This is a genomic window from Clostridium minihomine, from assembly GCF_900240385.1.
GTDB classification, from domain to species: Bacteria; Bacillota; Clostridia; order Oscillospirales; family Acutalibacteraceae; genus Faecalispora; species Faecalispora minihomine.
This window is the reverse complement of sequence record NZ_OEQH01000001.1, coordinates 330,084-350,169: the sequence shown is the minus strand read 5'-3', so window position 1 is coordinate 350,169 and position 20,086 is coordinate 330,084. Positions and strand designations below refer to the sequence as shown.

Sequence of the window (20,086 nt, the reverse complement as noted above, 5' to 3'; positions counted from 1 at the left end):
GGTGATGCTGAAAATCAGCATCACCCTTTTATTTCATTTGGCGGTTTCTCTTAATACATGCCGCCCATGCCGCCGTCTGCGGGCATTGCGGGAGCAGCAACCGGCTCCTTCTTATCGGCTACCAAAGACTCTGTGGTCAGAATCATAGAAGCAACAGAAGCAGCGTTCTGCAAAGCGGAACGAGATACCTTGGTGGGATCCACGATACCCTGAGCGATCATGTCGCCGTATTCCTGAGTCAAAGCGTTAAAGCCGTAGCCGACCTTATTGTCCTTCTTCAGGTTTTCGACAATCACAGAACCTTCCAGGCCTGCGTTAGCAGCGATCTGGCGCAGGGGCTCTTCCAAAGCTTTCAGAACAATCTGAACGCCGGTCTTTTCATCGTCCTCAGCAGCATCCATCAGCTTCTGCACTGCGGGAATTGCGTTAATCAGAGCAACACCGCCGCCGGCAACAATGCCTTCTTCCACAGCTGCCTTGGTGGCTGCCAAAGCATCTTCAATGCGCAGTTTCTTTTCTTTCATCTCGATCTCGGTGGCTGCACCAACCTTAATCACTGCAACACCACCAGCCAGCTTTGCCAAACGCTCTTGCAGCTTCTCACGGTCAAAGTCAGAAGTGGTGGTCTCCAACTGAGCACGGATCTGAGAAACTCTGTCCTTAATCTCAGTGGATTCGCCGGCACCATCAACAATGATGGTGTTCTCTTTATCAACCTTCACCTGACGGGCACGGCCCAACTGGTCAATTGTAGTTTCTTTCAGATCCAGACCCAGTTCTTCCGAAATCACCTGGCCGCCGGTCAGAACTGCGATATCGCGCAGCATTTCTTTTCTTCTGTCACCAAAGCCGGGAGCCTTCACGCCAACACAGACAAAGGTGCCGCGCAGCTTGTTGAGAATCAAGGTGGTCAGAGCCTCGCCCTCAATGTCTTCGGCGATGATAACCAGCTTTTTGCCGGACTGTACAATGGTCTCTAAAAGGGGCAGAATCTCCTGAATGTTAGAGATTTTCTTGTCGGTAATCAAGATATAAGCATCATCGATAACAGCTTCCATCTTATTGGTGTCTGTTACCATGTAAGGAGTAATGTAGCCACGATCAAACATCATGCCTTCCACAACTTCAGAATAGGTTTCTGCTGTTTTGGATTCTTCTACAGTAATCACTCCGTCAGAGCTAACCTTCTCCATCGCTTCTGCAATCAGCTTGCCGATGAATTCATCTGCAGAGGAAACGGTAGCAACTCTGGCAATGTCGTCAGAACCGGAAACTTTCTTGGAGTCGCCCTTAATTGCCTCAACAGCAGTGTCAACCGCCTTCTGAATTCCTTTGCGCAGAATCATCGGGTTTGCACCGGCAGCCAGGTTCTTCATGCCCTCGCGAACCAGAGCCTGAGCCAGCAGAGTTGCAGTTGTGGTTCCGTCACCGGCCACGTCGTTGGTCTTAATGGCAACTTCTTTGACCAATTGGGCACCCATGTTCTCAAAGGGATCGTCCAGTTCGATTTCTTTGGCAATGGTTACACCATCATTGGTAATCAGGGGAGCGCCAAATTTTTTATCCAACACCACATTGCGGCCTTTGGGGCCCAAGGTGATTTTAACGGTATCTGCCAGCTGGTTGATGCCGCTCATCAAAGCGTTTCTGGCTTCTACATCAAAGATAATCTGCTTTGCCATACTGTAAATCCTCCTAAAATTCGAATTAAAATGAATGATATTGTAATGGTAAAAAGGGGAATGCCCTTGGCGCAAAATCCGCACCAGAGCAGGCTGAAATTCCATGCTCTTTCAGGCACCAAATGTTTCGCTTTTGCCGTAAGATTGTTATTCTACAACAGCGAGAATATCAGACTGACGCACAATGGTGTATTCCTCACCGTCGATCTTTACTTCTGTTCCGGCATATTTGCTGCTGATGACTTTGTCGCCCACTTTTACATACATGGTAACTTCTTTGCCATCAACCATTCCACCGGGGCCCACCGCGATAACGGACGCAATTTGGGGCTTCTCTTTGGCGGAACCAGCCAGAAGAATCCCGCTCTTTGTGGTCTCCTCGGCTTCTTCCATTTTAATCAGAACTCTGTCAGAAAGTGGTTTGATCGTCATTTCCTGTTTCCTCCTTATAATAAATCAATTTTAACACAATTAGTTTAGCACTCTTTGCACCTGAGTGCTAAATCTTATTTTAGCCGCTGTCCCTGTAAAAATCAAGAGGTTTTTTTCTAAATTTCCCAATTTCATAATTTTTTTACATTTACCTGTGAGAAATCATCATGATCCGAAAGCATTCCATTCCCTGTACTGCCCTGCTGCACAAGAAAAAACTTTGTGTCTTTTGTTACCAGTATAACCAAAAAAGGGAAATTTCTTCAAACAAGCTAAACTGGATTCTTTATGGAGTTTCATTGCTTCTCAAAATGAATCTTCAAAATAACTTATCGTACTTTCGTGAGTTCACAAAAGAAAAAAGCTGCTCATCAGATATCCATAGGTCGTTTTGCTACCACCCAAAAAGTAGTTTGCAGAAATATTTCTGTTAAAATATTCCACAGAAAACACTATAATATTTTAATCAAGAAGCTTTGTAAGATTATTTTTGCCCGGATTTTCTTTGACAAGAAAAACCGGGAATTCACAAGGAATTCCCGGTTTTGATTTATTCTCTTCTTATGCTTTAAAATAGCTGTAAAGCTGGCACTTGATCATTCCGTTATACAGCTTGCGGCGCTTATCGGCCAGACGACCGAAGCAGCCTTCAAAGGTTTCATCGGGGCTGATGATATGGTAGCTCCAGCCACGTTTGGGCAAAAAGTTCTGCCCCATCACCCGGTATAGCTCTTCCGCCTCTTGCAGGTTCAGCAAACGCTCCCCATAGGGCGGATTGCAGATCACGCAGCCACGCTCGCCTTCTTCGGCAAAGTCGCGGATATCCCGCTTTTCTGCCCGAACATGAGAAATCACTCCCGCCTTTTTCGCATTGTCCAAAGCAAGAGCCACCGCCGCACCGTCAATGTCATAGCCGGTTGCCAAAAAAGTGCTGTCCCGGCGAACCAAATCCTGTGCCCGCTCTTTTTCGCGCATCCATATTCCGCTGTCAATTCCCTGCCAGGTTTCAGCGATAAAGTTTCTTTGAATCCCCGGCGCAATGTTCATGGCTAAAAGCGCCGATTCAATCAAAATGGTGCCGGAGCCGCAGAAGGGATCATACACCTTGCTGTCTGGCCACAGACGCGCCAAATTCGCCATGGCTGCCGCCAAAGTTTCTTTGATGGGCGCCTCGGCTGCATTGGCCCGGTAACCGCGCTTGTGAAGCCCGACACCAGAAGTGTCCAGCATCACACTGACAGAGTCCTTCAGGATCAAAAACTGCACCTGGTACATCGAACCGGATTCTTCGAACCACGGCACTTTATACTTCAGCTTCAACCGTTCCACAATAGCCTTTTTGATAATCGACTGGCAGTCCGGCACACTGGAAAGCTGTGAGCTTAGGGAACGCCCCTTCACGGGGAACTTGTCCTTTTTATCGATCCAGCGTTCCCAGGGCAAAGATTTTACCCCCTGAAACAGCTGTTCAAAGGTAACGGCACGAAAAGTTCCCATGAGCACCAGCACCCGTTCGCTGTAGCGGGAGCACAGGTTCGCTCTGGCCAGCATTTCGTCGCTGCCGTCGAACACCACACGCCCATTCTGCGGCTCTACCTGCTGGGCACCCATGTCCCGCAGTTCTTGAGCCACTAACCCCTCTATGCCTAAAAGGCAGGGGCATACCAGTTTAAATTGATCCATGTATTACACTCCGTTATTTTAAAGTAGCGGGCCAGACTTTCGCCTTACCCGGGCAATAAAGCGGGGGCCGCAGTCTGATGCGGCCCCCGCTGACTTATCCTTTATTATACCATAAAAACAAAACGATATAACCGTTTTGCGGCATAGCCGCTCTTGAGCGGCTGCACAAGCTATGGTTTCGTGCTTTCTTCGGCATGAAAAGCTTTGCTTTTATCGATACCGTGAGACATTAGTTAATCCACATCCGGCTCAAGCAATCCATAATCGCCGTTTTTACGCTGATACACCACGTTAATTTCACCGGTGGCACCGTTGCGGAACATATAGAACTGATGACCCAACAGGTTCATCTGCAAAATAGCCTCATCCACACTAAGGGGTTTAATCGGGAAATGCTTCGTACGGACAATGCGATATTCTTCTTCCGCTATGGATTCCTCCGGTTCGGCTTCTGTAGAAGTATCCTCCACAAACTGGTCCAACGCGGCGGAATGAATCTGCTTGTCCAATCGAGTTTTATTTTTGCGGATCTGGCGTCCCAAAGCACTGATTACCTGATCCAGCGCATCGTTCATTTCATAATCGGTGGCTTCCGCGCGATAAATCATTCCTTTATCCCGAATTGTAATTTCCACCGTCTGGCGGTTGCGTTCCAGAGTAACCACCACATGGGCATCCGCATTTTCGTCAAAGATCTTTTCAAAACGGGAAAGTTTCTTAGTCGCTAAATTCTTAAAATGATCCTTCAGTGTAACTTTTCTTCCAGTAATTGTAATCTTCAATGTACGCATCTCCTTTGCAAATGGAAATCGTAGAGTTCGGGTGATTTTTATAAAAACCGCCCCTCATCTCTATCCATATTATAACACAACTACCGAAATAAAAGAAAGCATTTCGTGATCAAATTGTTATTTTTTTATGACGCGTGACATGACATCCCACATTCACTGCAACGGGAAGTCCCGCAATATGGGTTGCATACGGTTCGATGTTCACGGCCAGCGCCGTTACATCACCGCCAAAGCCCTGGGGGCCAACCTTCAGCTCATTGACAGCCTTGAGCATGTCTTCTTCCAGCTGACGGTAATAAGGATCGGAATTCGGCTCGTCCAAAGGGCGGCACAGCGCTTTTTTGGCCAACTGGGCACACAGCTCAAAATCCCCGCCGATTCCCACACCAAGCACTAACGGAGGACAGGGGTTCCCGCCCGCAATGCGGACGGTTTCCGTCACGAAATCGACAATCTGGCGGGGGTCTGCCGCTGGGGTAAACATTTTCAGCCGACTCATATTTTCACTGCCAAACCCCTTGGGGCAAGCGGTGAGAGTCACCTTGTCACCGGGAACAATCCGCGTGTGCAAAACAGCGGGAGTGTTGTCCTCCGTATTGATTCGCCGCAGCGGATCGCTCACCACAGAGCAGCGCAGCAGTCCTTCCACATATCCTCTGCGCACGCCCTCATTCACTGCCTGCTCAAAAGAACCGCCTGTCAGGTGAACCTCTTGCCCAATTTCAGCGAACACCACCGCCATGCCGGTGTCTTGGCAGATGGGAAGATTCAGCTGACGGGCAGCATCCAGATTTTCGCAGATATCCTGCAAAATGGATTTTCCCAGGGGATTGCTCTCTTGCTGGGGGGATCGGCGGATGCACTGCTCCAAATCCTCAGACAACTCCCGGTTGGCTTCAATAAACATTTGGCAAAGCGCTTCGCTGATGCGGGATACGGAAACCTCTCTCATCGAATTCCACACTCCTTCTGTATCATACCTGTCTTTTTTGGGAACAGGCCTTTAAACCATCCGGCGTCCGGATACGAACACCATGTCCGGCTTGGCGCTGATTTGCAGCGGATCTGTAGAAAACACCACAAAATCCGCATCTTTTCCCGGCTCCAAAGATCCCACCCTGTCCTCAATATGGCAAATCTGGGCCGGATAAATGGTAATTGCCCGAAGAGCCTGTTCCCTCTCCAATCCTTCCCGCACGGCCAGCGCCGCACACACCGGCAGATACTGAATGGGAATCACCGGATGATCGGTAACAATGGCAATGCGCACCCCATTGCGGAATAGAATACCGGGGCTGGCGGGGGTCAGATTTTTCATTTCCGGCTTGGCACGATCGCATAAAATAGGGCCGGAAAGCACCGGAACATCTTCTTCTGCCAGTTCATCGGCAATCAGGTGCCCTTCTGTGCCGTGAATAATGACATAATCCAAATCAAATTCTTTGCCCAAACGCATAGCGGTGAAAATATCGTCCGCCCGGTGAGCGTGAAAATGCACGGGAAGCTGCCGGTTCAGCACCGGCAGCAGCGCTTCACATTTCATATCGTATTCCGGCGGATCAATCTCTTCGTCTTTCTTAGAAAGCTCCAGCTCTTCCAAATATCGCCGGGTTTTGTACAGTTCTTCCCGAATCAATGCGGCCGTGGCCATGCGGGTAGAAGGAGCCTGACCTTTTCCGTGATAGATAGATTTTGGGTTTTCCCCCAGCGCCATCTTCATGGCAATCGGAGCCCTAATAATCATTTTATCAATTCGGCGCCCTGCCGTTTTTAATGCAGCCAACTGGCCGCCAATGGGGTTGGCGCTGCCCGGCCCGGTTACCACAGTGGTGATGCCCGCAGCATAAGCTTCTTCAAAGCAGCGATCCAAAGGGTTCACCGCATCAATCCCCCGCAGATGCGGCGTCACGGGATCGGTATCTTCGTTGCCGTCATCCCCTTCAAAGGTCAGGCCATCTTCCCACATTCCAAGGTGGGTATGGACATCAATGAATCCGGGATACACCTGGGCGCCCTTTAAGTCCAGCACCTCTTCTCCCTCAGCAGATGGTGCCGGCATGGGGCCTATCTGCTGGATTTTCCCATCCTTCACCAACAGATAACCGCTGTCAATCGGGTCACCCGCCATGGTGTAAATTTTTGCGTTTTGTATCAGCATATATTCCCTCCGAAAAAGCGGAGCCATAACTCCGCGAGCCTGAATGGCATTTGCATATGTTCCTTTGACGTTGCCATATCAACAATAAAACAACAAAAGAAAAGCGGAGTGTATCCACTCCGCCTGCTTTATTTAGATGGGCCGCCGTGCTTCGTAAAGCCGCCGCGTTTGGAATCAATGCACCTTTTGAGGTCGGACATTTTTTCATCGCTGGACTGCTTAAACCGGGACATCATCTCTTCAAAACTGGCAGCCTCCGGTTTTCTGCTGGCCTGCCACTCGTAATTACCCGGCCGTGCAGGGCGTGGGTTGCCGGCAGGACGTGGCCCCCCCGCAGAACGCGGGCCACCAGCAAAACGCGGGCCTCCGGCGGGGCGCGAAGGATACCGCGCAGGTGAACCGCCTTCCCGTGGCGGGGGCGGAACGGCCTTTTTCATAGAAAGGCTTACCTTGCCGTCATCACTAATGCTAAGCACCTTAACCTTGACCATCTGATTTTCCGTAACATAATCGCGGATTTCCTTGACAAAGGTTGGGGCTACCTCCGAAATATGCACCATTCCGGTTTTGCCCTCAGGAAGTTCCACAAAAGCACCAAACTTTGTGATCCCCGTGACCTTCCCCTCAAGAATCGTTCCTACCTCAAGTTGCATACAGTAAAAATATCCTCCTCTTAATTTTAGAGCCGTTTAATTACCCGCAATATTAACAAAAACACGTTCGCCGGGCTTCGCGTAATCCAAGCCTTCTCGCGCAACACGCTCTATATACTCTTCATCTACGGTGTCACCCGACGCCAAACTATGTTTTAAGTCCTCGTTCTTGATTTCTTGAATTTGAATCTGCTGTTTTAATTCTTCCAGCTGCCGCTTTTTTTCGCTGATTTGAATCTGCTGATTAATCAAAGCAACTGTAATGTAAGCCGCAAAGGAAAAAATGGCAAATCGAAGCAAAAAACTCTTTTTTTGCTTTTTGGTTTTCAAAACTTTCATAAAACCAAACCGCTCTCCCTTCCGCAGCCCCACATCTTTTGGCAGCATTCAGAATCTATATAGTTGATTATACACTATCGGGAGGGGTGGTTTCAAGCTGTTTTTTGCTTTTATTCTTATTTTTTACGGTATTTTTCACGGTTCTTCCCATTTTTTGGCCAATTGCCTTCCCTACATGCCAGATCTTGCGGGCCAGCCATTTTATGGGACGCATAACCCAGCGCATGAAAAACCGTTTCAGCGCGGCAAGCAGACGCAAAATCCAACGGGACAGGCACAACGTAACCTCACCCAACGTCAGAAAATAAGCGCACAGGCCGATGCCTTCTCCCGCCAGCAAATAAAAGCGGATTTCTCCCCAATTAATTGCCAAAGCCAAAAGAAAGCTGGCAACCGCCGCGATAAAGCAGAAAAAGATATCCTGGCAAATCACCTGACGTTTTTCGCTGCGGACAAACACCCGCCAGATACGAAAAATATCATAAAATGCGCCCAATGCAAAACCGGTGGCCAAGGCGTATAAAAAGCCCTGGCCTTGCTCCGCCAGAGTCAGATCCAAAAAACATCACCCCGCTATCGGAACAGTTTGGAGAACATTCCGCCGCTGCTTTGCTTTTGGTCCGTATAAGACATAGAGCAGATTTCCCCCGAAATGGTCAACTCACCGGTTTCCGTATTCAGCTTTCCGATTTGCAGATTTTTGCCGCGGATCACCAGTTCCCCTAAGTCGGTATAAGCCACCACCGTCTGATCGTCAAAGCTATCCACATTGGACACACCGGTGGCCGTCACTGCTTTTCGATTATCCACAATCAGGCTGTGCGGTGCCTTGATGGTTTTCGTTGTTTTCTTTTCTTCCGCCATACCGTTCCCCCCTGAAATATAGTTATTACACTATATGCGCCACAGAGAGGACATATTCAAAATGCCGCTTAGGAAACCACCTCATACAGCTGGGATGCGTCCCCTTTTGCGGTATGTTCGCTGATTTGAACCACCTTCACCTTCAGGGTGCGTGCGCCCAGAGTAAGCTCGAGCACATCCCCTTCCTTCACCTCATAAGAAGCTCTGGCCACTTTGCCGTTTACCGTAACACGCCCGGCGTCACAGGCTTCGTTGGCTATGGTGCGCCGCTTAATCAGGCGGGAAACTTTCAGGTATTTGTCCAATCTCATCGCTATGCTCTCCTTTCGATAATACAAAAGGCCGCGGCAAACGCAAAACGCCTGTCCGCAGCCTTTAATCATCGGTAAAAATTTATTTATCCGTTGCGTCCTTAAACGCCTTACCGGCCTTGAACGCCGGAATCTTAGACGCAGGAATGGTGATGGGAGAATTGGTTCTGGGATCACGGCCCTGTCTTTCATTGCGATAGCGAACTTCAAAAGTACCAAAGCCAACCAGCTGGACCTTTTCTTCTTTCGCAACTGTTTCAATAATAACATCAATAATAGCATTTACTGCGCTATCAGCATCTTTCTTGGAAATAGCAGCTTTCTCCGCCACCGCAGAAATTAATTCTGTTTTGTTCATAAGATTTTTACCTCCAAAATTTTTATTCTTCAGTCTGGTTTTCCAGCTGGGGAACGTAACACTGTTTGGCCTCATTCCAAAGCCTGTCCAATTCCTCAGGCGACAAGGCGCTCAGCTTCTGTCCCCGCTCCTGGGCCAAATTTTCCGCAGCGGAAAACCGCCCGATAAACTTGTTGCAGGAAACCGTCAGCGCCTGTTCCGGCTCTGTTTTTAAATGTCGGGCCACATTGACCACCGAAAACAGAAGATCTCCAACCTCCTGCCGGCAGTTTTCAGCCTCGCCCTTCCGGATCGCCTCCTTCAGTTCCGCGGTTTCTTCTTCCACCTTTTGCAATGCCTGCCAGACATCCGCAAAATCATATCCCGATTTGGCCGCTTTCTGCTGCACCTTGGCGCTTCGCATCAGCGCCGGCAACGCCGGGGACACGCTTTCGAGCACCTGTGTCTGAGTGGACTGATGCTTGGTGCGTTTTTTAATCGCGTCCCAGTTTTTGAGTACCTCTTCGGAATTTTGAACCTCAACATCCCCAAATACATGCGGATGCCGTATGATCAGTTTTTTGCAAATGCCGTCGGCAACCTGTTCAAAATCAAACCTGCCTGCTTCTTCTTCCAGATTCGCATGGAATACCACCTGAAGCAGTACATCCCCAAGCTCTTCTTTTAGCAATTCCACGTTCCCGGTGTCAATGGCCTCGATTGCCTCATAGGTTTCTTCTATCAGACAGGCCCGAATGCTCCGGTGGGTTTGTTCCCGATCCCAAGGGCAACCGCCCGGGGAACGCAGAATATTCACGATTTGAAGCAGATCCTGAATCGTATATTTTTCTTTTCTTTCAAAATCCAACCTCTACAGGTCCTTTCCTGGAATATATCCGGCGAAAACTAGTACTATATTACCCTATCCAGCCATGTTTTTCAAGTATTTTTGCAATTTTTTGCCCCTTAGGCAGCATCAAAATATCATCGCGGCAAATTGCCCGCAAACACAGCAAAGAAAGCGCATACACCAGCATTGCACCAGCCACGGCGCAAACGGTGGAAAGGTTCTCTGAAATGGTTCGGGAAAGCAGGCCGTACAACGCCCAGGCAGCGGTACAGCACAGAATAGACGCCAACAGGGGTTTTCCGAAAATCGACAGAAAATCAGGGACAATTTTGGTTTGTTTGCAAAGGCAGAACAGCGCCGCTACTGTCAGAAACAAATAACAGACAACCGTGCCCGCACCGGCTCCCAGTACATTGATTTGAGGGATTCCCACCAAATAATAATTAAGGGTTACTTTAATGGTCAGCCCCACCGCCAGCAGTTTTACCGGCAGATCCACCCGACCCACTGCCTGCAGCATACTGTTGACCGGTGTGCTGAAGGAAGCAAAAATCGCGCCTATCCCCATGATGACCAGCACCCGAGAGGTAATGGGCAGCGAGGGGCGCACACCGAACACAAGCCGCGCCACCGGGCCAGACATAACCGCCAGCCCCATGCCGGCAGGAATGCTAAAGAGTGCGGTCACACGCAAAACTGCTTCTATGCTGCGTTTCAGGTGTGATTTTTCCCCTCTGGTCCAGGCGGCTGTCACATTGGGCAGCGCACTGATGCCAAAGGCCTGGGTAATGGCGGGAACCAACATAAACAGGGTCAAAGCCATCGAGAAACATCCAAACAGAAAATTAGGGACCGTGTCTGTTTCGATGTTTATCTGTGGTATCATTCCCTGATACATGGAAAGTAATACCTCTGGTTCTTTCTCCATTACCTTATGAATTCGTGTTTGCAAAAAGGTGGTATCCACCATGGCTGCCACATTGACTGCCATTGCTCCCACACCGATGGGAATCGCCGTTTTAACCAGCCGCGAAACGGTTTTGCGCATAGTGCGGGGCGGCGGCGAATTCTTCAGATTTTCTTTCGTGATTCCATCGCCCACCACTTTATGGCGCAAAAACAAAAATACAAAGCTGAAAAGAGAACCCACGGTAACGCCAAAAATCGCCCCTGCGGCAGCATAGGGCAAAATGGCGCTTCGGGCATAATCCCGAGAAGCAACAGCTATGCCGAATACAGTTCCCAGACTTTCGTATTCCTTCATTCCGTAATTTAAGATCAAACAGGCGCCTGTCAGGCCAACCACCAGTTTGCACAACGCTTCAATAATCTCAGATATGGCAGTGGGATACATGTTGCGCAGCCCTTCATAGTATCCCCGATAAATGGCGGTTAAACAGCTGAATAAAATCGCCGGAGCCAGCGCGTACAGCGCAGGAAGGGCGTTTTCGTTTCCGATAATTTTGGCATAGGTGGCCGCACCGGCCACCATCAGCACAAATCCAACCGTGCCGGTTCCCACAAAAATGGGGGCGCTGGCTCGATGAATGCGCCGGATATCCCGATAGGCCCCTCGGGTATAACTTTCAGATACTAGCCGTGAAATCGCAATGGGGAATCCGGCTGTGGCCAAACTGTAAATCGGCCCATAGAAATTATAAGCCGTATTAAAATAACCCAAACCATCTTCGGTAATGATCCAGGTAAGCGGCACCTTAAACAGCGCACCAATCAACTTTACCACTAAAATACTTGCCGTTAAAATCAAAGCGCCATGCAAAAAGCTTTGACTCTTTCGCGGGGAAGCTTTACCCATATCAGCACATCCATTCCCTTCACAAAATCCATCCCTATGAATGAATTATATTAACCCCCGGGAATGGTTATGCCCACACAAAACGTGAGAGAAAAGAAAGGCCCCTCCCCCAAAATGCCCCCAAAGCAAAAAAAGCCCGAATCCGGCTTTAAACCGGATTCGAGCTTTTCATCATCGAAAAAGAAATCAAACGGATTACAACTGGGTGGAAGCGTCTTTGATCTGTTCGTTAAGCGCATCAAGCTGCTCTTGCAGTTCATCAATGGCTACCATTGCCTCCGCCACCAAATCCGCCGGATCGCTGTCTGCTTTTTTGGCATCATAAACCGCTTTACCCAAAGCTTCGTACTTTTTGTTGATTTCGATATTCAGCTCAGCCGCACTGATTTTCAGTTTGGACACATCAACAAGCTGGCCTGCTTTTTTTCCAACAGCATTCGCTGCCGTCTTTGCATTAATGACAACATCTTCAAAAAGGCCCATCGTAGACACGCTCCTTCGGTAGTTAGTTTCTTAAATTATACCATTAATTTATCAAACAATGCAAGAATATGACCCATGAACAAATTATAAATTATTTATACTCTTCTTCCAGTGGATCCATTTCCTCGTGGTAAACACTGCCGCCCACAAATTCACGCAAAATTGAATTGTGGGGAACCAGTGTTTCTTCCATGGGAACAAAACGCTCGAGCTGTGAAATCAGCCAGCAGGCATAATTGTAATGGGGGCTTTCGGGCGGAATCTGCCGGAGCAGGGGAATCGCTTTTCCGCGCAGAACACAAGGCTCATACATATGAATGGAGTTGATGGTAATATTGCTGACGCTTTTAAAAGGACGAATGTATTTGTTTTCGCCGTCCAGCACATTCTTCCACATATCGAAGGTGCGCTCCGGCCCGGTTCCGCGAAAGCTGTAATCACGAACCACACGGCGAACAAAACGCAGATCATTGTGAGACAGCACAACCCCCGCACTGTCTTTAATATCCTGCTTCACACTGATATAAAGCTTTAAAAGACGATCTTTCGGCAGATGGGCGCTGACACGGGGGTTCAGCCCGTGAATCCCCTCAAAAATAGCAACTCCCTTTTCCGGCAGAGCCACCGGCAGTGTTTGGCTGGAGGGCCGGCGATTCATGAAGTCAAACACCGGAATTTCACAGTGCCCCTTGCCGATAAGATCTAACAGGCACCCTTCCAAAACAGGAAGATTCAGCGCATCCACAGATTCATAATCCCGTTCGCCGCTTTCCAAAAGAGGCGCCTGGTTTTCTCCCCGATAAAAATTATCCAGAGAAATGGTTGCACAGCGCACACCCTGACGCTCCAGCATTTCCTTTAAAATTTCCATGGTGGTGGTCTTGCCGCTGCTGGAAGGCCCCGCCAGCAAGATGATTTTATACCGCTCGGGATTTTCCGTAATTGTCATGGCAATGGAGCTCAAATACCGGCGATAAGCAGATTCGATTTGCTCTACCATGCCGACGGGATCGGTCTTTGCCGCTTCGTTGATTTGTTCCATATGATCCACATATTTCACATAGCTATTCGCGAAATAGTTCATAAAGCTCTTTCACCTGCTTCTTTCTTAAAATCATTTCCTCATGTCTGCTGACATATTCATAGGGAAATTTAAAGTTAAAAATACGCCGCAGAGTATCGGAATTCGGATCCTTTATTTTAGACACAGCGCCTGCACCGCAGGCCAGAATCGTATGGGTTTCATCCATAATATAAACATTATAGTCACTGTAATAGCCGGGCTTCGCCCAGCCGGTGTTCTCCAGATTGCCTACCATACGGCTTTGGCGATACAGGTAATAGGGCTCAAAACCTGCCGCAAACAGCTTTTCTGCAGTTTCGTCCAGCATTTGAGAAGCCCCGCCGGCATCGGGAGAAAAACCGTCCCGCTCCGATTGATTTAACCGGGATGAGCGCTTTAAGGCCAATGTATGCACCGTCACACTCTCCGGATCCAATAAAAGCACCTGTTTTAGTGTATTCCGGTAACTGCTTACCGTGTCACCGGGCAGCCCCGCAATCAAGTCCATATTAATATTGTCAAAGCCCATACTGCGAGCCAGCCGGAAGGCAGAAATCGTCTGTTCGGTGGTATGCCGCCGGCCTATGTTTTCCAGAACATTGTCGTTCATGGTTTGGGGATTGATGCTGATTCGCGTTACCCCGAATTCTTTCAGCACCTGCAAACGCTCCGGCGTTACCGTGTCCGGACGGCCCGCTTCTACGGTAAATTCCCGGCAGGAAAGCACCGGAAAATATGTGCAAACGGTTGAAAGCAGCTGCCGAAGCTGCTCTGGGGAAAGAGTGGTGGGTGTGCCGCCGCCAATGTAAACCGATTCCAGATTCAAGCCTAATTCTTCAGCCACCTGTGCGGTGCAAATCAGCTCTTTACAAAGCAAGTCCACATATTCCGGCATCAGCCGCACCGCCTTGTCCACCGACTGGGACACAAAGGAACAGTAGGCGCACCGGGTGGGACAAAAGGGAATGGACACATAAAGGCTATAGGACTCCGCACGGGAACGACACAAAATCGTCTGCTCATTGTCCATAGTAATAGCGCTGAGCTTTGTTTTCTGGGGCGTAACCAAAAAGCCGGACTGAAAATGCTGGATGGCCTGCTCCAGCCCCATCTGCTCCGCCAGACGGCGCAAAAGCTTAATGGGGCGCACCCCGGTTAAAATCCCCCACTTGGGACGGTACCCGCACCGCTGGGCAAACAATTCAAACAGCATCACCGCCAAAAGGCGCTCGGCTTCCTTTTCCTCATCCAGCACTGAAAGAGGAACCGTCTGCTCGCTTTTTTCCATTTGTCCGCCCATATGCAGGCGGACAGACAGCCGAAGCTGACCGTCCTGCTGCTCGATTCCGGTGTATACAACGGTTTCTGATTCCGGGGTATCCGCCTTTTTCTCATATACAGTTTTGATTTCTTCATAGGGCAAAAACACCCGGCACAGGTTTTCCATTTCATAGTGATACGGGTGTCCGTCAACCAGCAGAATCATTAATAAAATCCCTCGTCATTCAAAAACGGATTAAAACGCCGTTCTTTTTCTAAAGTGGTCGCATCGCCGTGTCCAGGCAGCACATGATAATCGCCGGGCAATTCCTTTAAAAGCTTTAAGGATCGTTCCATGGCCCGCATATCCCCAGTGGGAAGATCCGTGCGGCCAATGGTTCCCTGCATTAGCGTATCACCGCTGAAAATCACATCCTCCACAATCAGGCAGCTGCTGCCGGCCGTATGGCCCGGAGTATACATCACCCGGATTTTCAGGCTGCCCAGCTCCACCACTTCCCCGTCCTCCAAAAACCGATCTGCCTCAAAGGCTGTGTCTTTCGAAGAATACATTTTTTCCATGGGGCTAAGATTGGTTTTAAGCGTATAGTGGGCGTCCGGTTTCGGGATGCAGATGGGTGCTCCCGTCAGTTCCTTAATGCGGGGCGCTCCGTCAATGTGGTCGAAATGCCCGTGGGTCAAAAGGCACAGTGCCACCTTTTGTGCGGGCAGCTCCTGAATCAGGCTGTCCAGCTGGGGGGACGAAAAGCCGGGATCGATAACAGCAGACAAGCCGGTTTCTTCGTCGGTCAGAATATAGCAGTTGGTCCCCAGCATTCCGCCGGGAATTGCAGTGATTTTCATAGCCATCCTCCTAAAAAGCCGTCAGGAACGGCGAATTGAAATAATTCCTTCAATACTGTTAAGCCTTCCGATTACTCCGGTTAAATGGTCGATGCCATTAACGGTGATCGTCGCAGAGATAATCGTTTTTCCATCCTTGGTTTCTCTGGAATTCAAAGAGTGGATAAACAGGCGCATAGTAAACATCTGTTGGGTCAAATCTGCCAAAAGACCCGGACGGGCCTCGGCAATAATTTCTAAAGTAGATTTGAATTCCTCTTTGACTTCGCCCTCCCAATGGGCATTGACCCAGCGTTCCGGCTCGGCAGAATCCGCCACATTCACCGGCACATTGGGGCAGGAACGCTTGTGGACAGACACGCCGAATCCCCTGGTAATAAAGCCGATAACCTCATCGCCGGGCAATGGATTGCAGCAGCGGGAAAATTTAATCAGGCAGTTATCCATTCCCTCAATCAGCACACCGCCGGCAGCTCGTTTCAAGGTTGTTTGCGGCTGCTTCCGCTCTGTGATTTGAACCTGTTTTTTGTTTTTCAGGTATTCTTCACGCAAGCGGGGCATGCTCTTCCAAAGCTGAATTCCGCCGTAGCCGATAGCGGCATACACATCATCCGACGTGGAACAGCTGATTTTGCGGCCAATGCTGAACAAGAAGTTTTTCAGTTCCTCATCGGTCAGCACAATCCCATTGCGTTTGAGCTCCCGCTCCACTTCGGCGCGGCCTTCCACAATGTTTTCTTCCCGGCGTTCCTTTTTGAACCACTGGCGAATTTTATTGCGGGCTTCACTGGTCTTAACGATTTTCAGCCAGTCACGGCTGGGGCCGTGGCTTGTTTCTTTGGTCGTTAAAATCTCGATAATTTCGCCGTTTTTCACCTTGTAATCAATGGGAACAATGCGGCGATCCACCTTGGCGCCGATCATCCGATTGCCAACCGCACTGTGAATGGCATAGGCAAAGTCAATGACGGTGGAGCCCATGGGCAAATTGATAACCTCACCCTTCGGCGTAAAGACAAAGACTTCTTCCGGCACCAAGTCAGATTTAATATTGCGAACAATATCGGTGGCGTCTTCGCTGTCTTTCTGGTTTTCCAGCATCTGGCGAATCCAGGCCAAGCGAGTTTCGAGCGAATCGCCTTTGCCGCCAAGACCCAGCTTGTATTTCCAGTGAGCCGCGATACCATATTCGGCAGTATGGTGCATTTCCCAAGTGCGGATCTGTACTTCAAACGGAATTCCCTCTTTGCCGATCACCGTGGAGTGAAGGGACTGATACATATTCGGCTTGGGAGTGGAAATATAATCTTTAAACCGGTTGGGAAGCGGGCGGAACATGTCATGAATGATACCCAGCACATTATAGCAATCATTGACTGTATCCACGATAACCCGAACGGCATAAATGTCATAGATTTCATCCATATTGCGTCCCTGCATAAATACCTTGCGGTAAATGCCGTGGATGCTTTTCACCCGGCCCTGCAAAAACACATTGGGAATCATTTGGGAAACCCTGTCATACACCAGCTTTTTGGTGGAGTCAATGAAATGATCCCGGTCTTTTTTGCGCAGTTCCAACGTGTCTTCAATTTCCTGATACGCAATGGGATCCAAGTAGCGAAGGGACAGATCCTCCAGCTCTTCTTTGATGGCCCGGATACCAAGGCGGTGCGCAATGGGGGCATAAACCTCCATATTCTCCAGCGCCTTGTCGCGCTGTTTTTGCGGTGTCATATATTCCAGCGTTCGCATGTTATGCAGGCGATCCGCCAATTTGATAATAATAACCCGAATGTCTTCCGCCATAGCGATCAGCATTTTGCGAATGTTTTCTGCCTGCTGTTCTTCGCGGGAAGAGAAGGGAATTCGGCCCAGCTTAGTAACGCCGTCTATCAGGTTGGCAATCCCCACGCCAAACTGCTTTTTAATTTGATCCAGTTCTACCGAGGTATCTTCCACCACGTCATGCAGCAGCCCGGCGGCCACAGATTCGGAATCCATGCCCAATTCCACCAGAATATACGCCACAGAAACCGGGTGAATGATATAGGGTTGGCCAGACAGACGTTTCTGCCCGGTATGTGAGCTTTCTGCAAGCAGATAAGCCCGCTCAATTAAATTCAGGTCAAATTCATGCCCGCTGGCTTTCATTGCCTGTAATAAGTCTTCATAAGTTTTAGAAGTTGAAGTTTCAGTCATGTGCAGCACCATCTTCTTTGATTTGGTTAATATGACATAATATTTGCGATTCAAACAAATTGACCTTTTCTGCGGTCTCGCAAAGCCGTATGTTCACAAGTTCTCCGTCCCAATTCATTGTCAAAAGCCCCCGTTCCGCAAACACATCCAAAGCGGTTAAAAGGCGGGCATACCCCATAACGCCGCCATCGAGCCGATACAGCAAAAGCACCGGGCTTTTTGACCAGCCGCCTCTTTCCCGCAGGAACCGATAAATGCGCGCAAAATCCTCATAACCGGGTAAAAGGCCTTCCGCTTCTGCCAAAGTCAGGCTTTCTCCCCGTTTGTACTTCTCATAAGTTAGCTTGCCCCAAAGGAATGCCTCGGTATCCAGTTTTGACAGTTTCATCTCCCGGATAAACACCGACAGCTGATTTTCCCCTTTATATTCCTTGGCATCCAGCGTCACCGCCAAATCCAGTTCATCGCCCACTTCATAGGGAAATTCCTGGGGTGTGGTGCGAAATTGCATGCAAACCGTGTGGGTTCCCTCCCGGGAAAACAGCAGGCGCAGATGCTTCCCTTCCCCCACGGGAGTGATTTTTTCCAGGCGCATCTGATATAGCCCGAACAGCGGCGCCGGATTGTCCGTTCCGAAAGGCTCCAGTGCCTGCAAAAGCCCCGGCAGATCCGGGGTCAGCGTAGCCGGCCGCAGCTTGCAGTCCAAGCGCAGCACCGGCACCGGATCGGGCACACTGGCCGCATAGCGGTTGATTGCCTCACGAAATGCCTCAATGCGCTCCGTGGACAACGCAATTCCTGCCGCCATGGGGTGTCCGCCGAATTTGGTAAACAGCTCAGAACAAGAACAAAGGGCATCAAATAAAGAAAACCCTTCCACACTTCGCCCGGAGCCCTTGGCTTCTTCGCCGGAATAAGAAATCACCACGCAAGGCTTGCCGAAATGATCCACCAAACGCGCCGCCACAATGCCAATGACCCCGTGATGCCAGTCCTGCCCAGCCACCACCAACACCCGGTCATAGCGCCACTGCGGATTTTCCTGAATATCCTGCAAGGCGCTTTGATATAATTCCGCTTCAATCTGTCTGCGGTAGTCGTTGTCGTCGCAGATATCCTCGGCCAGCGCACCGGCTTCTTCCGGATCTTCACTGACCAAAAGCCGAACCGCTCGATCCGGCACGCCGATTCGCCCAGTGGCGTTGATGCGGGGCACAACGGTAAAGGCCACATTCCCGGCGTTCAGCTGTCGCCCCAACACCCCGGCATGCTCCAGCAGTTCCCGAAGCCCCAGCCGATCCGTGCGGGACAACAGCCGAAGCCCGGCTTTGACCAAAGCCCGGTTTTCGCCGGTTAACGGAACCACATCGCCGATGGTTCCCACCGCTACCAAATCCGCATAGTTTTCCAGCAGGCCTTCAGTGTCGCGCTCCTCGCCTTCCAAAGCCATAATCAGTTTAAAAGCAACACCTACTCCGGCAAACTGCTTATAAGGGGATGTATCGTCTGCCCGGTGGGGATCAATCACCGCCACTGCCTGAGGAAGCTGCTCTTGGGGACGGTGATGATCGGTTACAATCAAGTCCATTCCCAGTTCTTTGACATATTCGGCTTCTTTCACCGACGCAATTCCGTTGTCTACGGTGATGATCAGTTTTACCTGCTGATTATGCAAAAATTCCACTGCCGTCAGGTTCAGGCCATAGCCCTCCCCCTCCCGCTCCGGAATGTAATACATCACATTGCCGCCGCAAGACTCCAGATAAGAATACAATATGGCCGTGGCCGTCACTCCGTCCGCGTCATAGTCCCCGTATACCGCAATTTTTTCAAAAGAATCCAGGGCTTTATGGATCCGCTCCACCGCCAGGTGCATATCTGCTATTAAAAATGGGTCGGACAGCTCCGACCTTTCCTCCAATAACTCTTCGATCTGTTCCCGTTCCCGAATGCCCCGAATTTCCAGCATCATCGCCAAAAAAAACGGAAGGCCGTATTCTTCCGCAATTTGTGCCGCATGTTCCTTATTCAGGGAGGAAACCAACCACTGTTTCAGCTTCAAGCCGTTCACCTGCCTCATGAAGATTAATTGTATCATTTTGCGGCGCAATATTCAATCTTTTGACAGAAAATCTGCGACGGATTCTTAGGAATGACTACGTAAGATCCAAAAGCATTTCAAAATGAACTATGTGCCACAATGCACTCTTCGATTTCAGGGAAGAAACGCACCTTGTTTTTTCTGTAACGCTGTACAAAGAAAAACTCAAATGTTATGATAAAGAAAATGAAGAAGCA

Annotated in this window: 20 protein-coding genes; all 20 read right to left on the bottom strand. The window is 49.6% G+C overall.

The features are described from left to right. Positions 1-50: 50 nt before the first annotated feature. Entirely contained in the window at positions 51-1,682 is a 1,632-nt protein-coding gene (gene groL / locus C1A02_RS01695) for a chaperonin GroEL (RefSeq protein WP_101696470.1), read from the bottom strand. Between the two features lie 147 nt (positions 1,683-1,829). Further along, complete coding sequence (locus C1A02_RS01690) at positions 1,830-2,114, bottom strand: co-chaperone GroES (protein WP_009065964.1); 285 nt, start codon at positions 2,112-2,114, stop codon at positions 1,830-1,832. A gap of 561 nt (positions 2,115-2,675) precedes the next feature. Next, positions 2,676-3,797 carry a THUMP domain-containing class I SAM-dependent RNA methyltransferase gene (locus tag C1A02_RS01685; protein ID WP_101696469.1) on the bottom strand — a complete coding sequence of 374 codons (1,122 nt, stop codon included), beginning with the start codon at positions 3,795-3,797 and terminating at the stop codon, positions 2,676-2,678. A 233-nt stretch (positions 3,798-4,030) separates the two neighbouring features. Then, positions 4,031-4,588 carry a ribosome hibernation-promoting factor, HPF/YfiA family gene (gene hpf / locus C1A02_RS01680; protein ID WP_243577882.1) on the bottom strand — a complete coding sequence of 186 codons (558 nt, stop codon included), beginning with the start codon at positions 4,586-4,588 and terminating at the stop codon, positions 4,031-4,033. Positions 4,589-4,697: 109 nt separating this feature from the next. After that, positions 4,698-5,540, bottom strand: coding sequence for a fumarate hydratase (locus C1A02_RS01675; protein ID WP_101696467.1), 843 nt, complete (start codon positions 5,538-5,540; stop codon positions 4,698-4,700). A gap of 51 nt (positions 5,541-5,591) precedes the next feature. Next, positions 5,592-6,746: an amidohydrolase gene (locus tag C1A02_RS01670; RefSeq protein ID WP_101696466.1), complete on the bottom strand. Its 1,155-nt coding sequence runs from the start codon at positions 6,744-6,746 to the stop codon at positions 5,592-5,594. Positions 6,747-6,874: 128 nt separating this feature from the next. After that, positions 6,875-7,399 carry a S1 RNA-binding domain-containing protein gene (locus C1A02_RS01665; protein ID WP_101696465.1) on the bottom strand — a complete coding sequence of 175 codons (525 nt, stop codon included), beginning with the start codon at positions 7,397-7,399 and terminating at the stop codon, positions 6,875-6,877. 36 nt (positions 7,400-7,435) lie between these two features. After that, positions 7,436-7,738, bottom strand: coding sequence for an FtsB family cell division protein (locus C1A02_RS01660; RefSeq protein ID WP_101696464.1), 303 nt, complete (start codon positions 7,736-7,738; stop codon positions 7,436-7,438). A gap of 67 nt (positions 7,739-7,805) precedes the next feature. Beyond that, positions 7,806-8,297, bottom strand: a complete 492-nt coding sequence (gene yabQ, locus C1A02_RS01655; RefSeq protein WP_101696463.1) for a spore cortex biosynthesis protein YabQ — start codon at positions 8,295-8,297, stop codon at positions 7,806-7,808. Between the two features lie 14 nt (positions 8,298-8,311). Continuing rightward, on the bottom strand, positions 8,312-8,602 hold the full coding sequence (gene yabP / locus C1A02_RS01650) for a sporulation protein YabP (protein ID WP_101696462.1): 291 nt from the start codon (positions 8,600-8,602) through the stop codon (positions 8,312-8,314). A gap of 68 nt (positions 8,603-8,670) precedes the next feature. Continuing rightward, on the bottom strand, positions 8,671-8,913 hold the full coding sequence (locus C1A02_RS01645; RefSeq protein ID WP_101696461.1) for an RNA-binding S4 domain-containing protein: 243 nt from the start codon (positions 8,911-8,913) through the stop codon (positions 8,671-8,673). An 82-nt stretch (positions 8,914-8,995) separates the two neighbouring features. Continuing rightward, on the bottom strand, positions 8,996-9,271 hold the full coding sequence (gene hbs / locus C1A02_RS01640) for a non-specific DNA-binding protein Hbs (protein ID WP_101696460.1): 276 nt from the start codon (positions 9,269-9,271) through the stop codon (positions 8,996-8,998). A gap of 22 nt (positions 9,272-9,293) precedes the next feature. Next, positions 9,294-10,118: a nucleoside triphosphate pyrophosphohydrolase gene (gene mazG, locus C1A02_RS01635; RefSeq protein WP_101696459.1), complete on the bottom strand. Its 825-nt coding sequence runs from the start codon at positions 10,116-10,118 to the stop codon at positions 9,294-9,296. A gap of 49 nt (positions 10,119-10,167) precedes the next feature. Next, complete coding sequence (locus C1A02_RS01630) at positions 10,168-11,916, bottom strand: putative polysaccharide biosynthesis protein (RefSeq protein WP_101696458.1); 1,749 nt, start codon at positions 11,914-11,916, stop codon at positions 10,168-10,170. A 195-nt stretch (positions 11,917-12,111) separates the two neighbouring features. Further along, entirely contained in the window at positions 12,112-12,399 is a 288-nt protein-coding gene (locus C1A02_RS01625; RefSeq protein ID WP_101696457.1) for a hypothetical protein, read from the bottom strand. Between the two features lie 91 nt (positions 12,400-12,490). Continuing rightward, the gene (locus tag C1A02_RS01620) at positions 12,491-13,483 is read right to left on the bottom strand and encodes a uridine kinase family protein (RefSeq protein ID WP_101696456.1); all 993 of its coding nucleotides are present in this window, start codon (positions 13,481-13,483) and stop codon (positions 12,491-12,493) included. Further along, positions 13,464-14,948 carry a coproporphyrinogen dehydrogenase HemZ gene (gene hemZ, locus C1A02_RS01615; protein ID WP_101696455.1) on the bottom strand — a complete coding sequence of 495 codons (1,485 nt, stop codon included), beginning with the start codon at positions 14,946-14,948 and terminating at the stop codon, positions 13,464-13,466. Before hemZ ends, C1A02_RS01620 begins: the two co-directional genes overlap by 20 nt. Beyond that, the gene (locus C1A02_RS01610) at positions 14,948-15,586 is read right to left on the bottom strand and encodes an MBL fold metallo-hydrolase (RefSeq protein ID WP_101696454.1); all 639 of its coding nucleotides are present in this window, start codon (positions 15,584-15,586) and stop codon (positions 14,948-14,950) included. The genes hemZ and C1A02_RS01610 overlap by 1 nt, the downstream gene beginning before the upstream one ends. A gap of 21 nt (positions 15,587-15,607) precedes the next feature. Then, positions 15,608-17,788, bottom strand: coding sequence for a RelA/SpoT family protein (locus C1A02_RS01605; protein WP_101696453.1), 2,181 nt, complete (start codon positions 17,786-17,788; stop codon positions 15,608-15,610). Beyond that, a complete protein-coding gene (recJ, locus tag C1A02_RS01600) occupies positions 17,781-19,859 on the bottom strand; it encodes a single-stranded-DNA-specific exonuclease RecJ (protein ID WP_243577905.1) in 2,079 nt (692 codons plus the stop codon). The genes C1A02_RS01605 and recJ overlap by 8 nt, the downstream gene beginning before the upstream one ends. Between the last annotated feature and the right edge of the window lie 227 nt (positions 19,860-20,086).